The 23,859-nt window shown below is 73.3% G+C and carries 22 protein-coding genes; 12 read left to right on the top strand and 10 right to left on the bottom strand.

Features of this window, described 5'->3' with window-relative positions:
- Positions 1-36: 36 nt before the first annotated feature.
- A complete protein-coding gene (locus tag H508_RS0105755) occupies positions 37-825 on the top strand; it encodes a ZIP family metal transporter (protein ID WP_021010278.1) in 789 nt (262 codons plus the stop codon).
- A gap of 47 nt (positions 826-872) precedes the next feature.
- Here the strand turns inward: H508_RS0105755 and H508_RS0105750 are convergent, their stop codons facing one another.
- The gene (locus H508_RS0105750; protein ID WP_026373362.1) at positions 873-1,247 is read right to left on the bottom strand and encodes a hypothetical protein; all 375 of its coding nucleotides are present in this window, start codon (positions 1,245-1,247) and stop codon (positions 873-875) included.
- Positions 1,248-1,330: 83 nt separating this feature from the next.
- The gene (locus H508_RS0105745; RefSeq protein WP_026373361.1) at positions 1,331-2,884 is read right to left on the bottom strand and encodes an HNH endonuclease signature motif containing protein; all 1,554 of its coding nucleotides are present in this window, start codon (positions 2,882-2,884) and stop codon (positions 1,331-1,333) included.
- A gap of 243 nt (positions 2,885-3,127) precedes the next feature.
- Between H508_RS0105745 and H508_RS0105740 the strand changes: the two genes are divergently transcribed.
- From H508_RS0105740 to H508_RS0105720, 5 genes are read left to right on the top strand one after another with little or no spacing between them, the layout of a single operon-like run.
- The gene (locus H508_RS0105740) at positions 3,128-3,628 is read left to right on the top strand and encodes a YceD family protein (RefSeq protein ID WP_243755507.1); all 501 of its coding nucleotides are present in this window, start codon (positions 3,128-3,130) and stop codon (positions 3,626-3,628) included.
- Between the two features lie 3 nt (positions 3,629-3,631).
- Positions 3,632-3,835 (top strand): 50S ribosomal protein L32, encoded by a 204-nt coding sequence (rpmF, locus tag H508_RS0105735; protein ID WP_021009302.1) that lies wholly within the window; start codon positions 3,632-3,634, stop codon positions 3,833-3,835.
- 22 nt (positions 3,836-3,857) lie between these two features.
- A complete protein-coding gene (gene rnc, locus H508_RS0105730) occupies positions 3,858-4,562 on the top strand; it encodes a ribonuclease III (protein ID WP_021009301.1) in 705 nt (234 codons plus the stop codon).
- Positions 4,563-4,578: 16 nt separating this feature from the next.
- On the top strand, positions 4,579-5,460 hold the full coding sequence (gene mutM, locus H508_RS0105725) for a bifunctional DNA-formamidopyrimidine glycosylase/DNA-(apurinic or apyrimidinic site) lyase (protein WP_021009300.1): 882 nt from the start codon (positions 4,579-4,581) through the stop codon (positions 5,458-5,460).
- 40 nt (positions 5,461-5,500) lie between these two features.
- Positions 5,501-6,133 carry a DUF2461 domain-containing protein gene (locus H508_RS0105720; RefSeq protein WP_026373360.1) on the top strand — a complete coding sequence of 211 codons (633 nt, stop codon included), beginning with the start codon at positions 5,501-5,503 and terminating at the stop codon, positions 6,131-6,133.
- Between the two features lie 49 nt (positions 6,134-6,182).
- Here H508_RS0105720 and H508_RS0105715 read toward each other — a convergent pair whose 3' ends face one another.
- The 3 genes from H508_RS0105715 to H508_RS17370 are packed head-to-tail and all read right to left on the bottom strand — an operon-like array spanning position 6,183 to position 9,812.
- The gene (locus tag H508_RS0105715; protein ID WP_084155148.1) at positions 6,183-7,601 is read right to left on the bottom strand and encodes an aldehyde dehydrogenase family protein; all 1,419 of its coding nucleotides are present in this window, start codon (positions 7,599-7,601) and stop codon (positions 6,183-6,185) included.
- Positions 7,602-7,623: 22 nt separating this feature from the next.
- Complete coding sequence (locus tag H508_RS17375) at positions 7,624-8,739, bottom strand: GNAT family N-acetyltransferase (RefSeq protein ID WP_051222828.1); 1,116 nt, start codon at positions 8,737-8,739, stop codon at positions 7,624-7,626.
- Complete coding sequence (locus H508_RS17370; protein ID WP_051222826.1) at positions 8,736-9,812, bottom strand: GNAT family N-acetyltransferase; 1,077 nt, start codon at positions 9,810-9,812, stop codon at positions 8,736-8,738. The genes H508_RS17375 and H508_RS17370 overlap by 4 nt, the downstream gene beginning before the upstream one ends.
- Positions 9,813-9,935: 123 nt before the next feature.
- Here H508_RS17370 and smc point away from each other — a divergent pair, with 123 nt between their 5' ends.
- Complete coding sequence (smc, locus tag H508_RS0105700) at positions 9,936-13,418, top strand: chromosome segregation protein SMC (RefSeq protein ID WP_026373358.1); 3,483 nt, start codon at positions 9,936-9,938, stop codon at positions 13,416-13,418.
- A gap of 172 nt (positions 13,419-13,590) precedes the next feature.
- On the opposite strand, the gene H508_RS14785 is transcribed toward smc, so the two are convergent.
- Positions 13,591-14,268 (bottom strand): hypothetical protein, encoded by a 678-nt coding sequence (locus H508_RS14785; RefSeq protein WP_035254169.1) that lies wholly within the window; start codon positions 14,266-14,268, stop codon positions 13,591-13,593.
- A gap of 83 nt (positions 14,269-14,351) precedes the next feature.
- Positions 14,352-15,713 carry an FAD-binding oxidoreductase gene (locus H508_RS16655; protein WP_051222824.1) on the bottom strand — a complete coding sequence of 454 codons (1,362 nt, stop codon included), beginning with the start codon at positions 15,711-15,713 and terminating at the stop codon, positions 14,352-14,354.
- Between the two features lie 90 nt (positions 15,714-15,803).
- Between H508_RS16655 and H508_RS0105685 the strand changes: the two genes are divergently transcribed.
- The 3 genes from H508_RS0105685 to H508_RS0105675 are packed head-to-tail and all read left to right on the top strand — an operon-like array spanning position 15,804 to position 17,658.
- A complete protein-coding gene (locus tag H508_RS0105685; protein ID WP_026373357.1) occupies positions 15,804-16,079 on the top strand; it encodes a type II toxin-antitoxin system Phd/YefM family antitoxin in 276 nt (91 codons plus the stop codon).
- Positions 16,076-16,504: a PIN domain-containing protein gene (locus tag H508_RS0105680; RefSeq protein WP_026373356.1), complete on the top strand. Its 429-nt coding sequence runs from the start codon at positions 16,076-16,078 to the stop codon at positions 16,502-16,504. The genes H508_RS0105685 and H508_RS0105680 overlap by 4 nt, the downstream gene beginning before the upstream one ends.
- 44 nt (positions 16,505-16,548) lie before the next feature.
- The gene (locus tag H508_RS0105675; RefSeq protein WP_026373355.1) at positions 16,549-17,658 is read left to right on the top strand and encodes a class I SAM-dependent methyltransferase; all 1,110 of its coding nucleotides are present in this window, start codon (positions 16,549-16,551) and stop codon (positions 17,656-17,658) included.
- A 9-nt stretch (positions 17,659-17,667) separates the two neighbouring features.
- Here H508_RS0105675 and H508_RS14775 read toward each other — a convergent pair whose 3' ends face one another.
- Together H508_RS14775 and H508_RS14770 are read right to left on the bottom strand one after the other, a co-directional pair.
- The gene (locus H508_RS14775; RefSeq protein ID WP_051222822.1) at positions 17,668-18,492 is read right to left on the bottom strand and encodes a DNA-3-methyladenine glycosylase family protein; all 825 of its coding nucleotides are present in this window, start codon (positions 18,490-18,492) and stop codon (positions 17,668-17,670) included.
- A 3-nt stretch (positions 18,493-18,495) separates the two neighbouring features.
- A complete protein-coding gene (locus H508_RS14770) occupies positions 18,496-19,767 on the bottom strand; it encodes a TerC family protein (protein ID WP_342663258.1) in 1,272 nt (423 codons plus the stop codon).
- 167 nt (positions 19,768-19,934) lie between these two features.
- On the opposite strand from H508_RS14770, the gene ftsY reads away from it, so the two are divergent.
- The gene (gene ftsY / locus H508_RS0105660; RefSeq protein ID WP_026373354.1) at positions 19,935-20,804 is read left to right on the top strand and encodes a signal recognition particle-docking protein FtsY; all 870 of its coding nucleotides are present in this window, start codon (positions 19,935-19,937) and stop codon (positions 20,802-20,804) included.
- Positions 20,805-20,948: 144 nt separating this feature from the next.
- On the opposite strand, the gene H508_RS0105655 is transcribed toward ftsY, so the two are convergent.
- Positions 20,949-22,112 carry an AMP-binding protein gene (locus tag H508_RS0105655; RefSeq protein ID WP_156906004.1) on the bottom strand — a complete coding sequence of 388 codons (1,164 nt, stop codon included), beginning with the start codon at positions 22,110-22,112 and terminating at the stop codon, positions 20,949-20,951.
- Positions 22,113-22,218: 106 nt separating this feature from the next.
- Between H508_RS0105655 and ffh the strand changes: the two genes are divergently transcribed.
- Positions 22,219-23,760 (top strand): signal recognition particle protein, encoded by a 1,542-nt coding sequence (gene ffh, locus H508_RS0105650; RefSeq protein WP_026373352.1) that lies wholly within the window; start codon positions 22,219-22,221, stop codon positions 23,758-23,760.
- Positions 23,761-23,859: the final 99 nt, after the last annotated feature.

Raw genomic sequence — 23,859 nt, 5'->3', positions numbered from 1 at the left:
CTGTGCGGCGACGAGGCGCCGGTCGTACCCTGAGGCATGCCGCAGGCTCTGCTGTTCGGCGCGGTCGCCTCGAGCGCGCTCATCCTGGGCGCGCTCGTCGGGATGCGCTTCGAGCTGCCGAAGCGCGTGCTCGCGATCCTGCTCTCGTTCGCCGCCGGGGCGCTCGTCACTGCGCTCGCGTTCGAGCTCTTCGAGGACGCCTACGAGATGGGCGGCATCTGGCGCGCGGCGATCGGCCTCCTCGTCGGCGCGCTCGTGTTCACGCTGCTGAGCGCACTGCTCGATCGCGCCGCGCAGCCGGGCAAGGGCGCTCCCGCCGACGAGGTCGCGGGGAGCGCGAAGCTCGACACGGATGCGGCGGCGACGGATGCGCGGGCCTCGAAGGCGTCGACGCGCGGCGCGGCCGGGCTCGCGCTGCTCGCCGCCGTGACGCTCGACGGCGTCCCCGAGAACGTCGCGCTCGGCGTCTCGCTCACCGAGGGCTCGGGCGGCCTCGCCCTGCTCGCGGCGATCTTCGTCTCGAACCTCCCCGAGGCGCTCGTCGGCGCATCCTCGATGAAGGAGCAGGGGATGTCGAGCCGCAAGGTGCTCGGGCTGTGGTCGGTCTGCGCGCTCCTGCTCGTCGGCGCGGTCGTGCTGGGCGCCGGGCCGCTCGCGAGCGCCGAGGCCGAGACGATCTCGCTCCCGCTCGCGTTCGCCGCCGGCGCCGTGATCGCCTCGCTCGCCGACACGCTCATGCCCGAGGCGTACGAGCACGGCGGCCCCGCCGTCGCGATGAGCACGGCCGCGGGCTTCGTGCTGTCGTTCGTGCTCTCGCTCGCCTGAGCGTGCCGAGCAGCCGCATCGGGCCCGGCCGCGATCGCGGCGTGCGGTCAGCGCGCGGCGGGTGGGGCAGGCGTCCTGAGCTGGCGCACGGCCTCCTGCAGCCTCCCGGCCTTCGAATGCGACATGTCGACGTCGATCGTGCCGTCGCGAGCCCGCAGCGTGACCTGGGAGTGGAGGCCGACGCGCTCGGCGGTGACCGAGGAGAGCTGCGGCAGCGGGATGATGCCCGTCTCGTCATCCCCCGTGCGAGCGCCGACCTCTGCCCCGCCGTCGGTGGCGGATGCCAGCACGCCCCTGGTGAGGATGCCGAGGCTCGTGCTGCAGCTCCACTCGATGCGGTCTCGGAAGACCAGGATGCGGGCGGGCATGCCCCGCATCTTCGCCTTGAACTCGAGCACCGGCATCGTCGCGCCGCCGATCATGCCAGCACGCTATGCCTCAGTTGCATGCTCCGGAAATCCCGACCTACGAGACGGCTCGCATCGCATCGCGGCGCGGCGTGAGGTCAGACGGCTTGACCGGCGAGGTCGCACGTGCAGTCCTTCAGATGCGCCCACGGCGGGTCGCTCGCGGTGCACTTGGCGGGTTGGTCGCTTGAGAGGTCCCAGATGTCGACGCCGCGGTCGACGAACGCGGGTCCGGCGGGCTCTGGCTCGTCGAGGTAGATCTTCCCTGTGGGGCTGGTCCATTCGAGGACGCCTTGGTCGAGCTGGCGGACGGTCCAGGCGGTGGCGTGCTTCATGAGGTGGTGGCGGCGGCAGAGGTGGGCGAGGTTTCGGATGCTGGTGGGTCCGCCGTCGGCGTGGGCGATGGTGTGGTCGGCGTCGGCGCGGGAGACGCGGTTGGTGCAGCCGGGCCAGCGGCAGCGGCCGTCGCGGCGCTGGAGCCAGCGGCGCATGGCCCGGTTGGGCTTGTACGTGTCGACCGCGACCGGGACCCCGGTGACCGGGTGGAGGAACAGCCGCTCCCAGGTGATCGTCTCGGAGGCCAGGGCTCGCACCGTGGCCGCGTCGACGAGCGCCCCGCCCTCGAGGGCACCGGAGAAGCGCAGCTGCGGCTCATCCTCGTCGTCGGTCTGCTTCAGCAGCTCCGTCGCCGGGATGGTGATCGTGACCGTTGCCGAGATCGGGTTGATGCGGTGGAGGTCCGCCGGCGTCTGCCCGGTGACCAGCAGCTCCACGAGCGCGTCGAGCCGGTACTGGTCGAAGGTTCGGGGGTCGTCCTTCGGCTTGGCGCGGGCGGCGTCGGTCGCCCGGTTGAAAGCGCCGTGGATGGTCACCGACGGGCCCGACAGCGACAGCGTCGAGACCCCGTCGTCGCCGTCCTCGACCCAGGCGCGGCGCTGCTCGACCGCCCGATCGTGGCGGCGCTGGAGCGGCTCGGCCATCGCCCGATCCACGATCCGCCGGGCACGGGAGCGCAGCTGCGACGGGGTCACGCGTTCGGCGATCTCCACCAGCTCCGCCTCGACCCGAGCGCGATCGGCCGGGTCGACGGCCGGGTCGGTGCGGAGCGCTTCGGTGGCCTGCTCGATCGCGCGCAGGTGGGTGCCGGTGATGCGGCCGGCCTTGTGGGACGCGTGCGCGGCTGGCAGGTCGGTGATGGTCGTCCACGCCTCGACCAGCTTCCGCTCCATCGCGCGGTCGGAGAGGCGCAGCTCGGCCGCGAGGTTGGAGGCGCTCTCCTTGACGGCCATGCCGATGTCGCCGCCGCGATCGCGCAGCTGCTGCAGCCGGCCCGCGAGCAGCTCACGCTCTTCGGACTCCAGCCGCGCGCGGCGCAGCTCGATCGCCTTGATCCGGCCCGCGAGCTCCGCCTCCTCCCGCACGTGCTCGGGGAGATCATCGATCGTGCCCGGCAGCGGCGGCACCTGCATGCGGCCGGCGATGACCTCCTCGACCTCCGCGTCCGTGAGCAGCGCGAGCCGCTCGGACCAGTCGCGGTCGTAGGCGGCGAGCTCCTCCTCGAGCTCGTCGGCGGTGCGGCCGTGCGGGTCGATCGCCCCGGCACGGATCGACGCGATGTACTCCTCCGCATCGAGCCCCGACCACTCATCCATGCACGCATTCCACCACGCACCACTGACACGCGAGCGGGTCCGAAGCGGGACTGTGGAGAATGAGTTCTTCCCGGTCAGGAGCGGAGTCGCTCGACGGGTGGAGGGGCGCAGCGTGCGCGGCGCAGCGCGCGGCTCGGCGGGGCGGTGGAGGGGTCGTCGAGGGTGCGGCCGTAGACTGGACGCATGGCCACCACGCATCCGTTCACGCTGTCCGTGCGCGACATCGTGCACAAGCCGGGCCGCATGCGCGAGGTCGAGGAGACCGCGCCGTTCGGCGACAAGGTCGGCGAGGGTCTCGCCGCGGTGCTGCCCGACCAGCCCATCGAGCTCGACGTGCGCCTCGAGAGCGTGCACGAGGGCATCCTCGCGACCGGGCAGGCGAGCGTCACGGCGCTCGCGACCTGCTCGCGCTGCCTCACCGAGTTCGACCTCGACCTCGATGTCGACTTCGTCGAGCTGTTCGCGTATGATGGTGCGTCGGAAACCGACTACCTCGTGGTCGACGAGTCTGTCGACATGCTTCCGGTGGTTCGGGACGCGGTCGTGCTGGCGCTGCCGTTCCAACCGGTCGACAGGCCGGACTGTGCAGGACTCGATCCTGAGACAGGGGAGCGGCTCGAGCCTGGCACGGTCCACGAGCCGACGGAGACCATCGATCCACGGTGGGCAGCGCTCCAGGGTTTCTCATCAGACGTGTCCGACGACGAGTCGGAAGAGGGCGCGCAGGCGCCGAAGAAGGAGTGAGCAATGGCTGTTCCCAAGAGGAAGATGTCGCGGTCGAACACCCGCGCCCGCCGTTCGCAGTGGAAGGCCGTCGCGCCCAAGCTCGTGAAGACCGTCGAGGGCGGCAAGACCGTCTACAGCCTCCCGCACCGCGCGAAGGTCGTCGAGGACTCGGCCGGCACCGCGCTGTACATGGAGTACAAGGGCCGCAAGGTCGCCGACGTCTGATCCTGCTGGGACCCTTCGTCGCATGACGGACCAGCACGGAACGGCGCAGCGCCGACTGCTCGAGCAGCTCGGGGTCGACATCGACCCCGAGCTGCTGTCGTTGGCGCTCACCCACCGCTCGTGGGCCTACGAGCACGGCGGCGTGCCGCACAACGAGCGCCTCGAGTTCCTCGGCGACTCGATCCTCGGCCAGGCGATCACGATCGAGCTCTACCGGCGCTTCCCCGAGCTGCCGGAGGGTGAGCTCGCCAAGCGGCGCGCGGGCGTCGTCTCGATGAACGCGCTCGCCGAGGTCGCGCGCGGCATCGGGCTCGGCGAGCACATCCTGCTCGGCAAGGGCGAGGCGGCGTCCGGCGGCGCCGACAAGCCCTCGATCCTCTCCGACACGCTCGAGGCGGTCTTCGGTGCCGCGTTCCTCTCGGCCGGGCACACCGCATCCGCCGCCCTCGTCCTGCGGCTCGTCGGCCCCTTGCTCGACGACCCGCTCCGCGCGGGCGCCGCGCTCGACCCGAAGACCGCGCTGCAGGAGCTCGCGGCCGCGCAGGGCAGGGGCGCGCCCGCCTACGCGATCGAGGCCGAGGGCCCCGACCACGCGCGGACCTTCACCGCGACCGTGCTCATCGACGACGCTGCGGTCGCGACGGGCACGGGCACGAGCAAGAAGGTCGCCGAGATGGCGGCCGCGCTCGAGGCGCACCGGCTGCTGAGCGCGCCGGCCGTGCGCTGACTGCCGGTGCGCTGACATGCCGGAGCTGCCCGAGGTCGAGGTCGTGCGCGCGGGGCTCGCGCCGGCCGTGACCGGCGCGCGCGTCGAGGGCGTCGAGGTGCTCGACGCGCGCTCGATCGCCCGCCACGACGGCGACGCCGCCGCGTTCGAGGCTGCGCTCGTCGGGCGCACGCTCGGCGCACCCGAGCGGCGCGGCAAGTTCCTGTGGGTGCCGATCCGGGACGGGGCGGATGCGCTGCTCGCGCACCTGGGGATGTCGGGGCAGGTGCTCGTGCGCGAGCCGGGCGCAGCCCCCGACCGCCACACGCGCATCCGGCTGCTGCTCGACCAGCCGGTGCACGGCCCGATCGAGATCCGCTTCGCCGACCAACGCATCTTCGGCGGGCTCGCGGTGCGGCCGCTCGTCGCGGCCGACGGGGGCCGCGCTGTGCCCGACCAGGCCGCGCACATCTCGCTCGATCCGATCGACGCCGACTTCGACGCATCCGTCGTCGCCCGCCGCTTGCGCCGCCGCCGGCAGGGCGTGAAGGCCGCGCTGCTCGACCAGACGCTCGTCTCGGGCATCGGTAACATCTACGCCGACGAGGCGCTGTGGCGGTCGCGCCTGCACTACGCGACGCCGGGCGAGCGGCTCACCCAGGCGCGAGCGCTCGCCCTGCTCGCCGACGTGCGCGACGTGCTCGAGCAGGCGCTCGCCGAGGGAGGCACGTCGTTCGACGCGCAGTACGTCAACGTCAACGGGCAGGCCGGCTACTTCGAGCACTCGCTGCACGCCTACGGCCGCGGCGGGCAGCCGTGCCACCGCTGCGGCGCGACCATGGTGCGCGAGCCGTGGGCGAACCGCTCGTCGACGCGCTGTCCGCGCTGCCAGCGGCGGCCGCGCGGCATCGCGGTCTGACGCCCGGCCTCGCCACAGGCCGCGCTCCTAGACTGGATCGATGCCCTTCGACGGATTCTCACCCGAATCGTTCGCCTTCTACGCAGACCTCGAGGCGCACAACGAGCGGCCCTGGTGGCTCGAGCACAAGCACCGCTACGACGAGCACGTGCGCGCCCCCTTCGAGGCGCTCGCCGAGGAGCTCGAGCCCGTCGCGAGCGCCGTCAAGGTCTACCGGCCCTACCGCGACGTGCGCTTCGCCCACGACAAGACGCCGTACAAGACGCGGCAGGGGCTCTTCGCGCAGCGTGCGCCCGGCATCGGCTGGTTCCTCAACCTCGACGCGACGGGCGTCTCGATGGGCGGTGGGTTCTTCGGGGATGCGTCGTTCACGAAGGCGTACCGCGCGGCCGTCGAGGCGGTCGCCGCGGGCACCGAGCTCGAGGGCATCGTGCGCGAGCTCGAGGCGGCCGGCTACGAGCTCGGCGGCGAGCGCGTCAAGACGGCGCCGCGCGGCGTCGACCCGGCGCATCCCCGCATCGAGCTGCTGCGCTACCGCTTCCTCACGGCCCGGCGGCAACTGACGCCCGAGCAAGCGGGCGGGCCCGAGCTGCTCGACGCGCTCTTCGACACCGTCGACGACCTGCAGCCGCTCGTGCAGTGGGCCGTGCGGAACGTCGCGCCGAAGCGGTAGTCGTCTCGATACGCCGGCTGCGCCGGCTACTCGACGAGCGGTGACTGCGTCAGCCGAGGATGCGCTTCGCGAGCCGCCCGCGCCACGAGCTGAACGGCGGGTAGATGACCCGCAGCGTGTCGATCGCGGTCGGCTTCGACAGCACCGAGCGGTGGTGGCTGAACGCGTCGAACGAGTGCTTGCCGTGGTAGGCGCCCGAGCCGCTCTCGCCCACGCCGCCGAACGGCAGCCCCGCCGCGCCGACGTGCGCGACCGCGATGTTGACGCCGAGCGCGCCCGACGAGGTCTCGCGCTCGACGCGACGCACCGCATCCCGGTCCCTCGCGAAGACGTAGAGCGCGAGCGGCTTCTCTGCGCCGCGCATCGTCTCGATGAAGCCGTCGACGCCGTCGACCGGCAGCACCGGCAGGATGGGGCCGAAGATCTCCTCCTGCATGACGGGGGATGCGTCATCGACGCCCACGAGGATCGTCGGCGCCATGAAGCGGTCGGCCTCGTCGACCTCGCCGCCGGTCACGACCGTGCCGCTGCCGAGCAGCCCCGTGAGGCGCTCGAGGTGGCGGCCGTTGACGATGCGGCCGTAGTCGGGGGAGGTGCGCGCGTCGCCGAGCTGCTCGGCGGTCGCGCGGCGCAGCTCCTCGACGAGCTCGTCGGCGATCTCGCGGTCGACGCGGATGTGGTCGGGCGCGACGCACGTCTGCCCGGCGTTGATCCACTTGCCCCACGCGAGCCGCCGCGCGGTCGCCGGGATGTCGGCGGAGCGGTGCACGTAGGCGGGGCTCTTGCCGCCGAGCTCGAGGATCGTCGGCGTCAGGTGCTTCGCAGCGGCCGCCGCGACGACGCGCGCGATCTTCGCGTTGCCGGTGTAGAAGATGAGGTCCCAGCGCTGCTCGAGCAGGGCCGTCGTCTCGTCGACCGCGCCCTCGACGACCCGCACCGAGCGCGGGTCGAGGTGCTGCGGCGCCAGCTCGGCGAGCAGCGCCGAGGTCGCGGGCGCGACCTCGCTCGGCTTCACGACCGCGGCGCAGCCCGCGGCGATCGCCCCGATGAGCGGGGCGAGCGCGAGCTGCAGCGGGTAGTTCCACGGGGCGATGATGAGCGCGGCGCCGAGCGGCTGCGCCAGCGTCTTCGCCACCGCGGGCTGCAGCGCGAGCGGCGCGGCGACCGGTCGCGGCGCCATCCAGCGGCGCAGCGACCGCTTCGCGGCGCGCGCCTCCGCGACGAGGAAGCCGATCTCGGTGAGGTGCGCCTCGATCTCGCCCTTGCCGAGGTCGGCCTTCAGCGCCGCCTCCCACCGCGACGTGTGCTGCAGCAGCATCGCGGTGAGGCCGTCGAGCTGCCGCTCGCGGTACTCGCGCGGTCGCGTGAGCCCGCTCTCGACCGCCTCGCGCAGCTCGGCGGCGAGGCGATCGACGGATGCGTCGGGCCGGCTCTCGGGGCGGGCATCGATCGTTGCGCGGTCGCTCATGCCCCCATGCTGGCAGGCGCGGCTATGGCCGGGCTCCATCGGCCGCAGCTCCGTCGCCCAGCCGCTTCTGCCACGCGCCCTCCGCGCCGACCGCGACGAAGCCGAGCGCCTCGTTGACGGCGAGCATCGGGCGGTTCTCGCTCGCGTTCCAGGTGATCACGCGCGTGCGGTCGGGGTGGAGGCGGCCGAGCTGCAGCAGGTTCTCGGCCTTCACAAGCATGCCGAGCCGGTGGCCGCGGTGATCGGCGTGCACGAGGGTGTCCTCCTGGAACGCCGGCCGCCCGGGCGCGGGCAGCACGAGCACCGTGAACGCGACCGCCTCGCCGCTCGCGCGGTGGATCGCGACCGACTGCAGGAGCGTCTGCCCCGCCTCGGTCAGCTCGGCCTCGAGCCGCTGCACGCGAGCGGCGTCCCAGCGCTCGTCGTCGACGTCGAGGCCTGCAGAAGGGGCGTCGGTGACCATGCGGCCGTGCAGCGCCGCCATCGCGTCGAGCAGCTCCGGCGGCGTCGGGCCCTGCCACGCGCGGGTCTCGTAGTCCTCGCCCGCGTGCGCGAGCGCATCCGCCCGGTGCCGCTCGAGGTCGGCGCGCGCCGTCAGGACGTCGAGCTCCGAGATGCGGTCGACCTGCTCGAGGGTGTAGCCGAGCGACACCGCGAGCCGCGCGGGCGCGTCGAGCGCGATCGCGCCGTGCCCGCTCACCGCCGACATCGCCTCGTCGCCCTCGGCAGGCGGCCGGTGGTCGACCCACGACTGCAGCGTCGTCGCGCCGAGCTCGCGGCCGATCTCCTGGAGCTGCTCCGCCATCGCGCGGCCGATGCCGCGCCCGCGCTCCTCGGGCACGACCCACGCCGAGACGTAAGCGATGCGCGAGCCCTCCTCGGCGTTGATCGACGCGATCGCGCGGCCGACGTCGCGGCCGCCCTCGACGACGAGGAAGCGGCGCGTCACCTCGTCGTCGGGGTGGCGGAGGCTCGAGACGATCTCGTCGACGGTCGTGTCGTGCGCGTCGTCGCCCCAGTGGTGCTGCGTGACGCGGTTGGCCGCGTCGACGTAGCGCGCGATGCGCGTCAGCCGGGGCTCGTCGAGGTCATCGTTGGGGGTCTCGAGCTCGAGCCACTCGAGCTGCGGGTCCGTCATCGCGCGTCCTTCCGCTGCCACTGCGCCTCGTACGCGATCGGCTCGAAGCCGCATCGCTCGTTCACCGCGAGCATGGGCCGGTTCTCCTCCGCGTTCCAGGTGACGATGCGGTTGAGCTCGGGCCGGAGCTCCCGCAGCCGCAGCATGTTGTCGAGCTTCAGCAGCATGCCGAGGCCGTGGCCGCGGTGCGGCTGCGTCACGAGCGTGTCGTGCTGGCGCGCGACGTCGCCGGTCGTCGGCAGGATGAGGGTCGAGAAGCCCGCGAGCTCGCCCGTCGCGCGCTCGCGCGCCGCGACGGTCATGAGCGAGCGGCCCCCGCCCTGCTTGCCCTGCTCGAACGCCGTCAGCCGCGCGTCGTCCCACGACTCGGGCTCCCACGCAAGCCCCGCGACGGGTGCGTCGACCGACATCCGCTCGTGCAGCATCCGCATGCCCTCGCGGTGCTCGGCGGGCGTCTCGCCGATCCAGCGCACGAGCTCGTAGCCGGCCGCGCGCTCGAGCCCGGCGGCGTGCCGCTCGTGGAGGTCGCTCAGCCGGGCGAGGTCGGCGACGCTCACGCGGTAGACCTGCTCGAGCGCGAAGCCGCGCGCGACGAGCGGCGCGACCTCCGGATGCGTCGGGTCGGCCCCGCCGTGCCCCGTGCGGGCGCTCACGCCCCCGGTGCGCGCGCCGACGGTGGACACGACGACCGTCGTGCGGCCGAGCGCGCGCGCCTCGTCGATGCCGCGCGCGACGAGCGCCTCCCCGAGCTCGGCTTGCGCGCCGGGCGGGAGGGCGGGGTCGAGCTGGATGCCGACGTCGGCGACCTCGGTCGAGTCGATGAGGTTCGCGTAGATCGTCACGTCGCCGACGATGCGCCCGCCGAGCCATGCGTGAAGGACGTCGATGCGCTCCGTCTCGTCGGAGCGCAGCAGCGCCGCGAACTCGGGGAGCGTGTTGACGTAGATGCCCTCGCCGAAGCGGGCGGCGTTCGCGCGCTCGTTGAGCTCGTGCGCGAGGCGGAGCTCATCGCCGGGGGCGACGGCGTCGGCGTCGTCGGGCAGCGGCGCGGCGGGGCGGATGTCGATCTGCATGGGTCCTGCCGCTCTGCACCGGCGCCATGCCGGCGGGCAGCATTGCAGGATAGGGTCGCGCGCGCCTGCCGTGCAACACGCGGGGCGGCGACTACGGTGGTGCGAGCACGAACCGGGAGCCGCATGCACCTCAAGACCCTCACCGTCAAGGGCTTCAAGTCGTTCGCGCGCGCCACGACGTTCCAGTTCGAGCCGGGCGTCACGTGCGTCGTCGGCCCCAACGGCTCCGGCAAGTCGAACGTCGTCGACGCGCTCGCGTGGGTCATGGGCGAGCAGGGCGCGAAGACGCTCCGCGGCGGCAAGATGGAGGACGTCATCTTCGCCGGCACGGCGACGACCGGGCCGCTCGGCCGTGCGCACGTGGAGCTCGTGATCGACAACGCCGACGGTGCGCTCCCGATCGAGTACGCCGAGGTGCAGATCTCCCGCACCCTCTTCCGCAACGGCGGCTCCGAGTACGCGATCAACGGGGAGTCGTGCCGGCTCCTCGACGTGCAGGAGCTGCTGAGCGACTCGGGCCTCGGCCGCGAGATGCACGTCATCGTCGGCCAGGGGCAGCTCGACAGCGTGCTGCAGGCGACGCCCGCCGACCGTCGCGGCTACATCGAGGAGGCCGCGGGCATCCTCAAGCACCGCCGCCGCAAGGAGAAGACGCTCCGCAAGCTCGACGCGATGCAGGCGAACCTCACGCGGCTGCAGGACCTCACGGGCGAGATCCGCCGGCAGCTGAAGCCCTTGGGCCAGCAGGCCGAGATCGCGAAGGAGGCCGCGACGATCCAGGCGACCGTGCGCGATGCCCGCGCGCGGCTCATCGCCGACGAGGTCATCGGCCTGCGCGGCCAGCTCGAGGCAGCCGCGCGCTCCGAGTCGGAGCGGAAGTCCGAGCGCATCGTGCTGCAGGAGCAGCTCGAGCAGGCGAAGCTGCGCGCGAGCCGCATCGAGGAGTCGATGGCGGGCGACGACGTCGACCGGGCGCGCACCGTCGCGCACGCGCTCGAGCGCGAGCTCTCGCGGCTGCAGTCGCTCCACGCACTCGCGGGTCAGCGGCTCGCCCTCCTCGAGGAGGCACCCGAGATGGGCGACGCCGGCCCCCTGGTAACGCCCGACATGGTCGCCGCGGCGCGCGACGAGGCGCGAGCGCTGCAGGACAGGGTGGCGGATGCGGAGGGTCGCCTGGCGAAGGCGGCCTCGGCGACCGCCGTGGCGCGTGCGAACCTCGACTCGCTCGACGAGGAGATCGCCGCGCAGGCCGCCCTCGTCTCGAAGCACGACCTCGAGGCGGCGGGGCACCGCTCGAAGGTCGACGTCGCGCAGTCGACGCTCGCCGCCCGCGAGGCGGAGGTCACGCGCCGCGAGGCGGCGCTCGCGAACGCCGAGCAGCGGCTCGCCGACGCGACCGCCGCGGCCGAGGGGCTCGGCGACGCGGAGGAGGCGGGTGATGCGGAGGCGCTCGCGGTCGCCTACCGCGAGGCCGACGAGCGGCAAGCGGCCCTCTCCGGCGACCTCGACGAGCGGCGCGACGCCCTGCACCGCGTCGAGCGGGAGCGCGACGCCCTCGCGGCCCGCGCCTCCGCCCTCACCGTCGCGCTCGACGCGGGGAACGCATCCGCGGGTCTGCTCGGTGCCGGCATCGAGGGGCTCACGGGGCTCGTCGCCGAGCACGTGAAGGTCAAGAAGGGCTTCGAGGCGGCGATCGCGGCGGCGCTCGGCACGCTCGGCGAGGCCGTGCTCGCGCAGTCGCGGGATGCGGCCGCGGCGGCGATCGAGCACGCGCACGAAGCCGGGCTCGGCCGCATCGAGGCGGTCGTGGGCGATGCCGTGCCGATGCGCTTCGAGGTGCCGGCGATCGAGGGCGCGGTGCACGCGCCGACGGTCGTGGATGCGCCCGCTGGCGTGCTCGGGGTGCTCGCGCTCACCTTCGTCGTCGACTCGCTCGACGCGGCGCGCGAGGCGGGGCCGCGGATCGCGGCGCTCGAGCTCGGCGGGCCCGTGACGATCGTCACGCGCCGCGGCGACTTCGTGACCGAGTACCTCATGCGCGGCGGCTCCGACGACGCGCAGTCGCGGCTCGAGCTCCTCGCCGAGCGCGACGCGGCGACCGAGCAGCTCGAGCGGCTGCGCGCCGACATCGAGCGCGAGGCCGAGGCGCTCGAGCGCGCCCGGCAGGCGCACCAGCAGGCCAAGCGCGCGGCCGCCGACGCGCTCGAGCAGCTGCGTGCGCACGACGCGGCCTCGGCCGCGCGCGGCGAGGAGCGCTCGCGCGTGCGCGCCCGGCTCGAGTCGGCGACCGGCGAGCACGAGCGCGCGCGGGCGGCGCTCGCCGAGGCGCGCACGGGCGTGACGGATGCGTCGGCGGGCGTCGAGGCCGCGCAGCGCGCCCTCGACCGATTCCTCGCCGAGCCGCGGCCGATCCTCGACGCGTCGGCGCGCGACGGCGTGCTCGCCGAGCTCGAGGCGGCGCGCCAGGCGGAGACCGATCTGCGGATCGAGCTCGAGACCGCGCGCGAGCGCGTGCGGGCCGAGCTCGCGCGCGCGGAGTCGCTCGCGCGCGACGTCGAGGCGCAGCGGGCGCGCGCCGAGGAGGCCGCGCGCCGCGCGGTGCTGCGCGAGCGGCAGCGCGAGCAGGCCTCGCGCGTGCTCGATGCGATCCCGCCGGTGCTCGGCGTCGCCGAGCGCTCCGTCGCCGAGGCGCGCGGCGTGCTCGCCGAGCGGGAGGCTGCGCGGCGCGAGCGCAACGAGGAGCTCGGGAGGCTGCGCCGCAGCGAGGGGGCGCTCCGCGAGCGGCTGCAGGAGCTCACCGAGCACGTGCACGTCGCCGAGATGGAGGCGTACGAGCAGAAGCTGCACCTCTCGAACCTGCTCGAGCGCGCCGGGAGCGAGCTCGGCCTCGAGGAGGCGGTGCTCGTCGCCGAGTACGCGCCGGGGGAGGACTGGGACCGCAAGGCCGAGCAGGCGCGGCTCAAGCAGGCGGAGGGGAAGCTCGCGCGGCTCGGCCGCGTCAACCCGCTCGCGCTCGAGGAGTTCGCGGCGCTCGAGCAGCGGCACACGTTCCTCACCGAGCAGCTCGCCGACCTCGCGAAGACGCGCAAGGACCTCGAGCAGATCATCGCCGACCTCGACGTGACGATGGAGACGATCTTCGCCGCGGCGTTCGAGGACACGAAGGCCGCGTTCACGGAGGTGTTCCCGATCCTCTTCCCGGGCGGCTCCGGGGCGCTCACGCTCACCGACCCCGAGAACATGCTCGAGACGGGCGTCGAGGTGACGGTGCGGCCGGCGGGCAAGAAGATCGACCGCATCTCGCTGCTCTCGGGCGGTGAGCGCTCGCTCGCGGCGGTCGCGCTCATGGTCGCGATCTTCAAGGCGCGGCCGAGCCCGTTCTACATCATGGACGAGGTCGAGGCGGCGCTCGACGACGCCAACCTCGGCCGGCTGCTCACGGTCTTCGAGCAGCTGCGCGAGAGCTCGCAGCTCATCATCATCACGCACCAGAAGCGCACGATGGAGATCGCGGATGCGCTCTACGGCGTCTCGATGCGGCAGGACGGGGTCTCGGCGGTCGTCGGGCAGCGGACGACGCGCGAGCGGGAGCCGGTCGACGCCTGAGCGGCTCTGGCCGGGCCACTGAGGGAGTCGAATCTCGCGGAATCGCCGCCGTGACGCCGACTCAGCTGCCAGCGGCGGTGGAATGGCGAGTCGGTCGCGAGGAGCAGTGGATCTGCACCGAGCGGACGCGGATCACCGCTCTTCGCGGCAGCGCCGCGGCGGGTGAGGATCGTCAGCGCAGCGCTGACTCGACGAACACGACGCCGTCGCCGTAGATCTCGTCGACCGCCGCCTGCATGGAGCCGTCGTCGTAGGTGACCGAGAGCACGACGAGGCCGTCGAGTCCCGCGGCGCCGAACACATCCGGCCGCCGGATCGTCATGAGGTCGGCCTGCACCGCCGCGATCGTCGCCTCGTCGAGGTCGCCCTTCGGGTACTCGATCGCCGGCATCGTGATCGCCGCGAGGTCGAGCAGCTCGCCGGCCTGCGTCACGGTCTGCGCTTCGGCGTCGTAGGTCGCCTGCATCGCGACCTGCGCCCAGCGCACGCCGTCCATCTCGACGGGCTCGGCCTGCGCCCAGTCGAACCCCGCGAGCGCGGGGCCGGAGCACTGCGGCGGCGCCGATTCCATGACGGGGCCGAGGCACAGGATCGGGTCGCCGTCGTCGAGCGCGAGCCCGATCGCCATGACGGGCTCCGTGGCGCTCGGCATCGGCAGGCCGGCCAGCTGGGCCTGCGCGTCGGCGCCCGTCGCGACCGGCTGAGCCGGGGCGGCGGGAGCGGCGGTCGCAGACGGGGCCGGCCCGCCGGAGCTGCCGGGACCAGCAGTCGCGCAGCCCGCGACGGCGAGGAGGACGACGGTGGCGGCGAGGCCGCCGACGGGGATCGGGCTGCGGGCGATGCTGCTCATGGCCCCACGGTAGGTCGGCGCCGCGCGAAGCACAGCCCAACGTTCGCGACGATTCGATCGTCATGCCCGGATCGAGTCGAGGGTCAGCGCGGCAGCCGCCCCTCGTGCAGCACGCCGTCAGGGTCGGCCGCGTCGCGGATCGCTCGCAGCCGCGCGAGGTCGGGCGCTGAGGCGCAGCGATCGAGCGTCTCGCCGGGGCCGAGGAACGTCGGCACCACGCGCTCGGCGAGGTGCGGGCGCAGCAGCGCGTCGAGCCCGGCGAGCGCCGCGAGGCCGGGCTCGGGCGGCATGCCGGGGAACTGCGGCACGAGCGAGTGCGTGATCCACGCAGCCCCCGCGACCGTCGCGAACGCGGGCCGCTCCGGCTCGTCGAGCACGCCGCCGAGCATGCGGAGCGTGAACCCGACGAGCGGCCGCTGCTCCTCGCGGGAGCGCCACTCGAAGAACCCGTCGATCGCCGCGTCGGGCAGCCCCGCGAGGGCGTGGGAGCTGCCGCCGCCGGGCGAGGGCTCCTCGGGCTCCATCGACATCGCCGCCATGCCGGCCTGCGTGATCGGCCCGAGGCGCTCCTCGGTCGGCGTCGCGGCGGCGCGCAGCCCGTCGAGCAGCTCGAGGTCGCTCTCCGAGCGCGCGAGCACCTCGAGGGTGACGAAGCTCCGCCCGCGGATGTGCTCGGGCAGCATCGGCGCGTCGGGCATCCGCATCGACGAGATGAATGCGCCGAGGCCCTCGGGCGCATCCACCGCCGCATCGCGCACCGCGCGGAAGACCGCCGGCCCGTCGGCGGCGTCGAACGACAGCACGCCGCCGACCATGCTCGGCGCCTCGAGCAGGTCGACCTCGAGCTGCGTGACGATGCCGACGAGGCCGCCCGCGCCGCGGAGCGCCCACATCGTGTCGGGGTCGGATGCGTCGTCGACGCGCTCGTGCGTGCCGTCCGGCCGGAGGATCCACGCGGCACGCAGCGACTGGGCGCCGAGCCCCGCCCAGCGGCTGAGCCACGAGTGGCCGCCGCCCGTGAGGTAGCCGGCGGGCGTCACGACGCGGCTCGTGCCGGAGGGGATCACGAGTCCCGTGCCGTCGAGCGCGTCGATCACCGGGCCCCACTGCACGCCCGCGCCGATCGTCGCGACGCGCGCGTCGGCGTCGATGTCGAAGCGGTCGAAGGCGGCGGTGCGCACGAGGATCGATCCCTCGAGCGCGCTGGAGGCGCCGTGGCCGCTCGGCTGGACGGCGACCGTGACGCCCGCGCTGCGTGCGGCCGCGAGGATCGCGCGCAGGTCGTCGAGGCCATCCGGGTGCGCGACCGCGAGCGGCCGCTGGTCGATCGAGAGGTTCCAGGGGGCGCGCTCGGCGTCATAGGCGGCATCGGCGGGGGTCGTCACGCGACCGGCCAGCGAAGCGAGGAAGGGCAGCGGCGCGCGGGAGCGCTGTTCGGTGGTCACGTCGGGCAACGTAGTCGTGAGCGCCTCGCGCCACCAGGGCCAGGATCGCGGGATGGTCGCGACAGCGGCAGGTGTGGCTACTATGGGCGCATGGAAAGCGCCACAACGCCTGCCCGCGTCGGCATCCGCGCCCTGCGAGATGGGCTCAGCGCGCAGCTCCACCGGGTGAAGGACGGCGAGACGATCGAGGTGACGGAGCACGGCCGCGTGATCGCCCGGATCGTGCCGGTCGAGGCTCCGAGCGCGTTCGAACGGCTCGTGGCGCAGGGCCTGATCGAGCCTGCGGCGACGCCGCTGCTCGATCTGCCCGAACCGATCCGCGGCACCGACGGCGCTTCCGACCTCATCCCCGCGCAGCGCCGATGATCGGCTGCTTCGACACGTCGGCGCTCGTCCCTCTCGTCCTCGAAGAGCGGGGCACCGCGCGAGCGCGAGCGGCGTGGGAGGCGGCGACTCCTCGTGTCGTCGCCGCGGTGACGGCGACGGAGCTGCATGCCGCTCTGGCGGCGGCGCACCGCTCCGGTCGCTTCGACGGTGCCGTCCTCGCGGATGCCCTGCGAGCCGCGGATCGCATCCTCGCTGCGTGCGAGCACCGGGTCGTCGACCGCGGGCTCGCCGCAGCCGGGGCTCGCCTCGCGGTCGAGGAAGGTCTGCGCGGCTACGACGCGATCCAGTGCGCCGTCGCCCTCGAGCTCGGAGCTGCGGGTGCCGTGGGCATCGCCGGGGATCGTGCGCTGCTCACCGCATGGTCGCGGCGGGGTCTGCCGATCATCGACGTGCTCGCGCCCTGAGCACCGACCGGCTTCGCGGTCCGGCCCCGTGCGAGGATCGAGCGGTGACCGATCGCGACGCCCTTTTCGCCGGCCTGCGCCGCTGGCCCGACGTCGAGGACCCGACGCTGCAGGCCCACGACGCCTCCGACGCGCTCATCCTCGACGAGGCGGCGGAGCTCGGACCGCTCGGCGAGGTCGTCGTGATCGGCGACCGCCACGGCGCCCTCACGCTCGGCGCGCTCGCGGCGGGGGCGGGCCGCGTGCGCGTGCACCAGGACTCGATCGTCGGCGAGCGCGCGCTCGATGCGAACGCCGAGCGCACGGGGCTCGCCGGCTTCGCGCACCACGGCCTCGACGCATCCCTCGTCGACGGCGCGCGGCTCGTGCTGCTGCAGCTGCCGCGCTCGCTCGACGCGCTCGACGAGATCGCCGAGCTCGTCGCGACGCACGCGGCCGACGACGTCGTGCTCATCGCGGGCGGCCGCGTCAAGCACATGTCGATGAGCATGAACGCGCTGCTCGGCCGCAGCTTCCGGCACGTGCGGGCGAGCCTCGGCCGCCGCAAGTCGCGCGTGCTGCGCGCCGAGCGGCCGCTGCGGCCCGGCATCAGCTGGCCGCGCTCCCGCACCCACCGGACGGATCGCGGACCGCTCACCGTCGTCGCCCACGGCGCCGCGTTCGCCGGCACCTCGATCGACATCGGGGCGCAGTCGCTGCTCGCGCACCTGGACGAGATGCCGGATGCGTCGCACGCGATCGACCTCGCGTGCGGCACGGGGGTGCTCGGCGTCGCACTCGCGCAGGGCCGCCCCGACGTGCAGGTGCTCGCGACCGACGCCTCGGCCGCAGCGATCGCCTCGACCCGCGCGACCGCGGCGGCCAACGGCGTCGCCGAGCGCGTCGAGGCGCGGCAGGCCGACGGCCTCGAGGGCGTGCCCGACGGGAGCGCCGGCCTCATCCTGCTCAACCCGCCGTTCCACATCGGCGCCGCCGTGCACACCGGCGCAGCCTCGCGGCTCATCGCCGACGCGGGCCGCGCGCTCGCGCCCGGCGGCGAGCTGTGGTGCGTCTGGAACAGCCACCTCGGCTACCGCGCCGCGCTCGACGCGATCGGCCGCACGCGGCAGGTGAGCCGCAACCCGAAGTTCACGGTCACCGCGACGCGGCGCTGACCCGCCCGCCTATGCCGCCGGGGGAGCGGCCGCTGGTGCGGCCGGCGCCGACGCGGCCCAGCAGCGCAGCATGAGCGCCGAGCGGTGCCCCGCGCAGTCCGCGGCGAAGCCGGCGAGGTCGTCGATGCCGAGCAGCCGTGCGCCCTTCCGCACCGCGACGTCGCCGAGCAGCAGCACGTCGGGGTCGCCCAGCCGCAGCGAGAGGTATCCGACCGTCCAGGGTCCGATGCCCTTGAGCTCGAGGAGTCGCGCGCGCATCACCTCGAGCTCGGATGCGGGGGAGAGGTCGATCGCGCCCGTCGCGACCGCCTCGGCGGCGCGCCGCACGGCGGCGGTCTTCGCCGCGGGGCCACGCAGCACCTCGGCGCCGTCGGCGACCTGCGCCATCGTCGGGAAGCAGCGCTCGATCCCCTCGCCCGCAAGCGCCGCGGGCAGGGGATCGCCGAGCGCCGCGAGCAGCGCGAGCTGCTGCGTCGCGGCGGCGACGCTGATCTGCTGCCCGACGATCGCGCGCACGAGCATCTCGTGCGCGTCCGCGCAGCCCGGCTGCGCGAGCGCGGGCGCCGCCTCGATCGCGTCCGCGAGCGCGGGCACGCCGTGCCGCGCCGCCGCCCACGCGAGCCGCGCATCCGCCTCGTGCCGCGCATCCGCGCCGTCGAGGTCGAAGACGCGCGCGAGGTCGGGATCGTCGGTCGTCGCGACCTCGCCCTCCACCGTCGCGGTCGCGACTCGTGGTCCGGGCAGCGCTCGCCGGTAGCCGCCCGGCCCCACGACCTCGACGCCGGGCACCGCGCGCGGCCGCAGCCACGCGAGGATGCCCGGCGCCCCGGTCATGCGTCAGACCTGGCGGTCGTCGCGCTCGTCGAACTCGCGGCCCTCGCGGATGCGGCGGCGCAGCTCTTCGAGGTCCTCGGCAGGCATGTCCTCGCGAGCGGCCTCGCGCACGACGTCGGCCGAGAAGTCGGCGACCGGCGCCTCCTTGCCGTGCGCGTCGACGACCGTGAGCGTGCCCGTGTCGTTGTGCTCGACGCGCAGCGGGCGGTGGAACGTCGTGCCCATCGCGTCGACGATGTGGTAGTGCCCGTCGGCGCCCAGCTCGGCCTCCGAGGGGCCGATGTGGAGCGACGTGTCGCCCGTCTCCTTGCCCTTCACCCGGATGCGGATGAGCGAGGCGACGGTCGCGATGACCATCGAGGCGAGGATGACGATGAGCGAGTGCCACGTCTCGATGTGGGGGACCCACGTGATGGGCTCGCCGCCGTTGATGAACGGCAGGTCGTTCGCCTCCATGGCGTGGAAGACGAGCTTCACGCCGATGAAGCCGAGGATCGCGGCGATGCCGTAGTGGAGGTAGACGAGCCGATCGAGCAGACCGCCGAGCAGGAAGTAGAGCTGGCGGAGGCCCATGAGCGCGAAGATGTTGCACGCGAAGACGAGGAACGGGTCGGTCGTCACCGAGAAGATGGCCGGGATCGAGTCGATCGCGAACAGCAGGTCGGTCGTGCCGAGCGCGATGATCACCATGAGGAACGGCGTGAAGTAGGTCACGCCCTCCGACTTCAGCCGGATCTTGCCGCCGTTCCACGTGTCGGTGAAGTTGAAGCGCTTCTTCAGCATGCGGACGGCGAAGTTGTCCTTCTCGCCCGCGTCGTCGTCGTGGCCGAATGCCTGCTGCCACGCGACGTACACGAGGTAGGCGCCGAAGATGTAGAAGAGCCACGAGAAGCGCTCGACGAACTGCACGCCGACGACGATGAAGATGCCGCGCAGCACGATCGCGATGAGGATGCCGATCATGAGCACCCGCTGCTGCATCTCCTTCGGCACCGCGAAGCGGCTCAGGATGATGATGAAGACGAAGAGGTTGTCGATCGACAGCGAGTACTCGAGCAGCCAGCCCGTCACGAACTCCCCGGCCTTCACCGGCTCGCCCGAGACGAACAGCGCGCCGGCGAACACGAGCGCGAGCGACACGTAGAGCGCGACCCAGCCGGTCGCCTCCTTCATCGACGGCACGTGCGGCCGCTTCACGACGATGAGCAGGTCGAAGATGAGGATCGCGACGAGCACCGCCATGGAGGCGATCTCGAAGATCTGGTACGGGGTCAAGGGCTGCGCCTCTCAATGGGTACGGGAAGGGCGCGAACGTCTCTCCCGCGCGGATCGCGCCGCCGCGACCGGGAGCCCCGGGGCTCCGTGATGACGATCGCGGCGTGACGGGATACTCCCCTTCGCCAGGGGACGAGTCTAGCGGGCGGCCCGCCTAGCATGGAGCCATGGCAGCGAAGTGGTCTCTCACCGGCGCCCTCCGGGGCATGTTCCAGCGCGAGACGATCACCGAGGAGACGTGGGACGACCTCGAGACGGCCCTCATCACGGCCGACTTCGGTCCCGACATCACCGAGCAGCTCATCGACGCGCTCCGTGCCGACGTCGACCGGCTCATGGTCGACGACCCGAAGGACCTCAAGCGCATGCTGCGCGAGCGGCTCGAGGAGCGCTTCGCCGAGTTCGACCCGACCCTCTCGCTCAAGGAGCGGCCCGCCGTCATCCTCGTCGTCGGCGTCAACGGCGTCGGCAAGACGACGACGATCGGCAAGCTCGCGCGGTTCCTCGTGCGCAACGGCCAGTCGGTCGTCGTGGGCGCGGCCGACACCTTCCGCGCCGCGGCGGTCGAGCAGCTCGGCACGTGGGCGCAGCGCGCGGGGAGCGCGATCGTGCGGCCCGAGCGCGAGGGCCAGGACCCCGCATCCGTCGCCTTCCAGACCGTCGAGGCGGCGAAGGCGCACGGGCACGCGATGTGCATCATCGACACCGCCGGCCGCCTGCACACGAAGGGCGGGCTCATGGATGAGCTCGGCAAGATCAAGCGCGTGATCGAGAAGCAGTCGCCGATCGCGGAGGTGCTGCTCGTGCTGGACGCGACGACGGGGCAGAACGGCGTGAACCAGGCGATGGCGTTCATCGAGCACGCCGGCATCACGGGGCTCGTCGTGACGAAGCTCGACGGGAGCGCGAAGGGCGGCTTCATCCTCGCGGTGCAGGAGCGCACCGGCATCCCGATCAAGCTGATCGGGCAGGGCGAGGGCATCGACGACCTGACGGGGTTCACGCCGCACGTCTTCGTCGAGCAGCTGGTGGGTTGAGAGCAGCCGCAGCCGCCAGTCAGCGCGGAGGTCCACTGGACCTCCGCGTCGAGCAGCTCGTCGGCTAGCCCCCGCTCGTCGAGTAGGCCCGCAGGGCCGTATCGAGACGACAGCGCTGCGCCGGCTACCCGACCAGCGGGGTGGTCACTCCGCCGTGTCGGGATGCTGCAGCGGCCCGGTGATCGTGAGCCTGCCGCCCTCGATGCGCGCCTGGTCCTCGGTGATGACCGTCGCGTGCGCGCCGCGCACCCACAGCAGCCCGCTCGCATCCCCTCGCCCCTTGTGGCCGACGATGCCGAACTCGCTGCCCGGCAGCGGCAGGCCGACGGTGCCCGGGTGCTTCGAGAGCAGCTCGGGCGTCGCCATCGCGACGGTGCCGGTCTGCACCGTGCCGTAGGCGGTCAGCACGATCGGGCCCCACGTCGCGTGCACGCGCCGCACGAGGTCGGCGTCGAGGTCCTGCCCCGCGAGCAGGATGCGGCGCAGCCGCGGCGGCGCCTGGCCGGTGCGGTCGAGCTCGTCGAGCATGCCGGCGAGCTGGCCGGGGGAGGCGGAGAGCACCGAGACGAAGCGCTCCTCGATGATGCGGATGCGATCGGCCGCCGGCGTGTGCGCGGCACTCACGAGCGTCGCGCCTGTGAGGAGCGACATGCCGAGCAGCTGCAGCCCCTTGCCGCGGTGCAGCGGCGCGCACGCGAGGATGACGTCGGTGCCCTCGACGCCGAGGCGGTCGTGGAGCCCGGCGAGCTGGCGCAGGCCCTGGATGCCGAGCGCGCCCTGCACGTGGGTCGTCACGGTGCCCGCGGACGAGAGGGCGGGGAGCGCGATGCGCACGCGGCGCCGCGTCGACGCGAGCCCCGACCCGTCGGCGCGCGACCACTCGAGGATGCTGGTGGCCGTCACGGTCGGCCCCGCGTGCCACTCCGGCGCCTCACCGTCGTGGATGAGGAGCGCGTCGGCGGGCACGGCGTCGCGGAGCTCGTCGAGCAGGGCGGGGCGGATCGGCATGACGTCGAGCCCGAGCCGGGAGCCGGCGAGGAGCGCGATGACCATCGCCGGTCCGTCGCACGCGATGACGACCGGCCGGGGCCGCCGCTCGAGCGGCTCGCGGAAGAGCACCGAGGCGGCGCCCTCCGCCGCTTCCCACAGCTCGCCGAAGGTCGCGCTCCAGCCGTCGACGACGAGCGCGAGGTGATCGCGGCGCACGCGGGCGGAGTGGCGGGCGAGCGCCGTGATCGTGAAGCCGTGCTCGCGCACGCTGCGCCCGAGCGAGCGCGCGTGGCTCGGCGGCATCCCTCGAAGGCGCATCCGATCCCCTCCCGGTGTCGACGCGAACGCAGCACCAGCATGCCAGGCCCGCCCACTCGAGGAGGCCGAGCCGGGCGCGCGCCCCGCCGGTAGACTCGGGAGCACCATGGCGACCTTCGGCTCTCTCTCCACTCGGCTCACCGAGACCCTCGCGAAGCTCCGCACGAAGGGCAAGCTCTCGGCGGCCGACGTCGACGGCACCGTCCGCGAGATCCGGCGGGCGCTGCTCGACGCCGATGTCGCGCTCGACGTCGTCAAGTCGTTCACCGCCGCGGTGCGCGAGCGGGCGCTCGGCGCCGAGGTCTCGGAGGCGCTCAACCCCGCCCAGCAGGTCGTCAAGATCGTCAACGACGAGCTCATCGCGATCCTCGGCGGCGACAGCCGCAGGCTCGAGCTCGCGAAGACCCCGCCGACCGTCATCATGCTCGCGGGCCTCCAGGGCGCGGGCAAGACGACGCTCGCGGGCAAGCTCGCGAAGCACCTGCGCGCGCAGGGCCACCAGCCGCTGCTCGTCGCGAGCGACCTCCAGCGCCCGAACGCCGTGACGCAGCTGCAGGTCGTCGGCAGCCAGGCGGGCGTGCAGGTCTTCGCGCCCGAGTCGGGCAACGGCATCGGCGACCCGGTGAAGGTCGCGCGCGACGGTGTGGCGGAGGCGAAGCGCCGCCAGTACGACATCGTCATCGTCGACACCGCCGGCCGCCTCGGCGTCGACGCCGAGATGATGAAGCAGGCCGCGAACATCCGGAAGGCCGTGCAGCCCGACGAGGTGCTCTTCGTCATCGATGCGATGATCGGCCAGGACGCCGTCGCGACCGCGAAGGCGTTCCAGGAGGGCGTCGACTTCACCGGCGTCGTGCTGACGAAGCTCGACGGCGACGCGCGCGGCGGTGCCGCGCTCTCGATCCGCGGACTGACGGGCAAGCCCATCCTCTTCGCCTCGACGGGCGAGACGCTCGACGACTTCGAGCCGTTCCACCCCGACCGCATGGCGAGCCGCATCCTCGACCTCGGCGACATCCTCACGCTCATCGAGCAGGCGCAGAAGGCCTTCGACGAGGAGGAGGCCCACCGCCTCGCGGAGGCGATCGCGACCGACGGCTTCACGCTCGAGGACTTCCTCAAGCAGATGCAGCAGCTGCGGAAGGCCGGCAACTTCAAGCAGATGCTCGGCATGCTGCCGGGCGCGAAGGGCATGCGCGAGGCGATCGACTCCTTCGACGAGAAGGAGCTCGTGCGCACCGAGGCGATCATCCAGTCGATGACGCCGCAGGAGCGCAAGCAGTCGAAGATCCTCAATGGCTCGCGGCGCCTGCGCATCGCGAAGGGCGCGGGCGTCACGGTCACCGACGTCAACCAGCTCATCGCGCGCTTCGAGCAGGCCGCCAAGATGATGAAGACGGTCGCGAAGGGCGGGATGCCCAACATGCCGGGGATGGGTCCGATGCCTCCCGGCATGCGCGCGCCGAAGAAGGGCGGCAAGCCGCAGGGCAAGCAGCTCAAGCGCTCCGGCAACCCCGCGAAGCGCACCGAGCAGCCCGCAGCCCCGGCGCAGGGCAGCGCGTTCGGCAAGCCGAAGGCGGAGGGCGCGTTCGGCGAGCTCTCTGACACGGAGCAGGAGACGCTCCAGCGGATGCTCGGCAACCGGTAGTCCGGACGAGGTGCGGCGGCGCGTTTGCACGCGCGCTTCCGGCAAGGTTAGGGTTGCCTTACTCGCGCATCGATGCGCCGAGATCCCACCCTTCCGAAA

The organism is Agrococcus lahaulensis DSM 17612 (genome assembly GCF_000425105.1).
Classification (GTDB): Bacteria; Actinomycetota; Actinomycetes; order Actinomycetales; family Microbacteriaceae; genus Agrococcus; species Agrococcus lahaulensis.
This window is presented reverse-complemented; position numbering and strand designations above follow the sequence as displayed.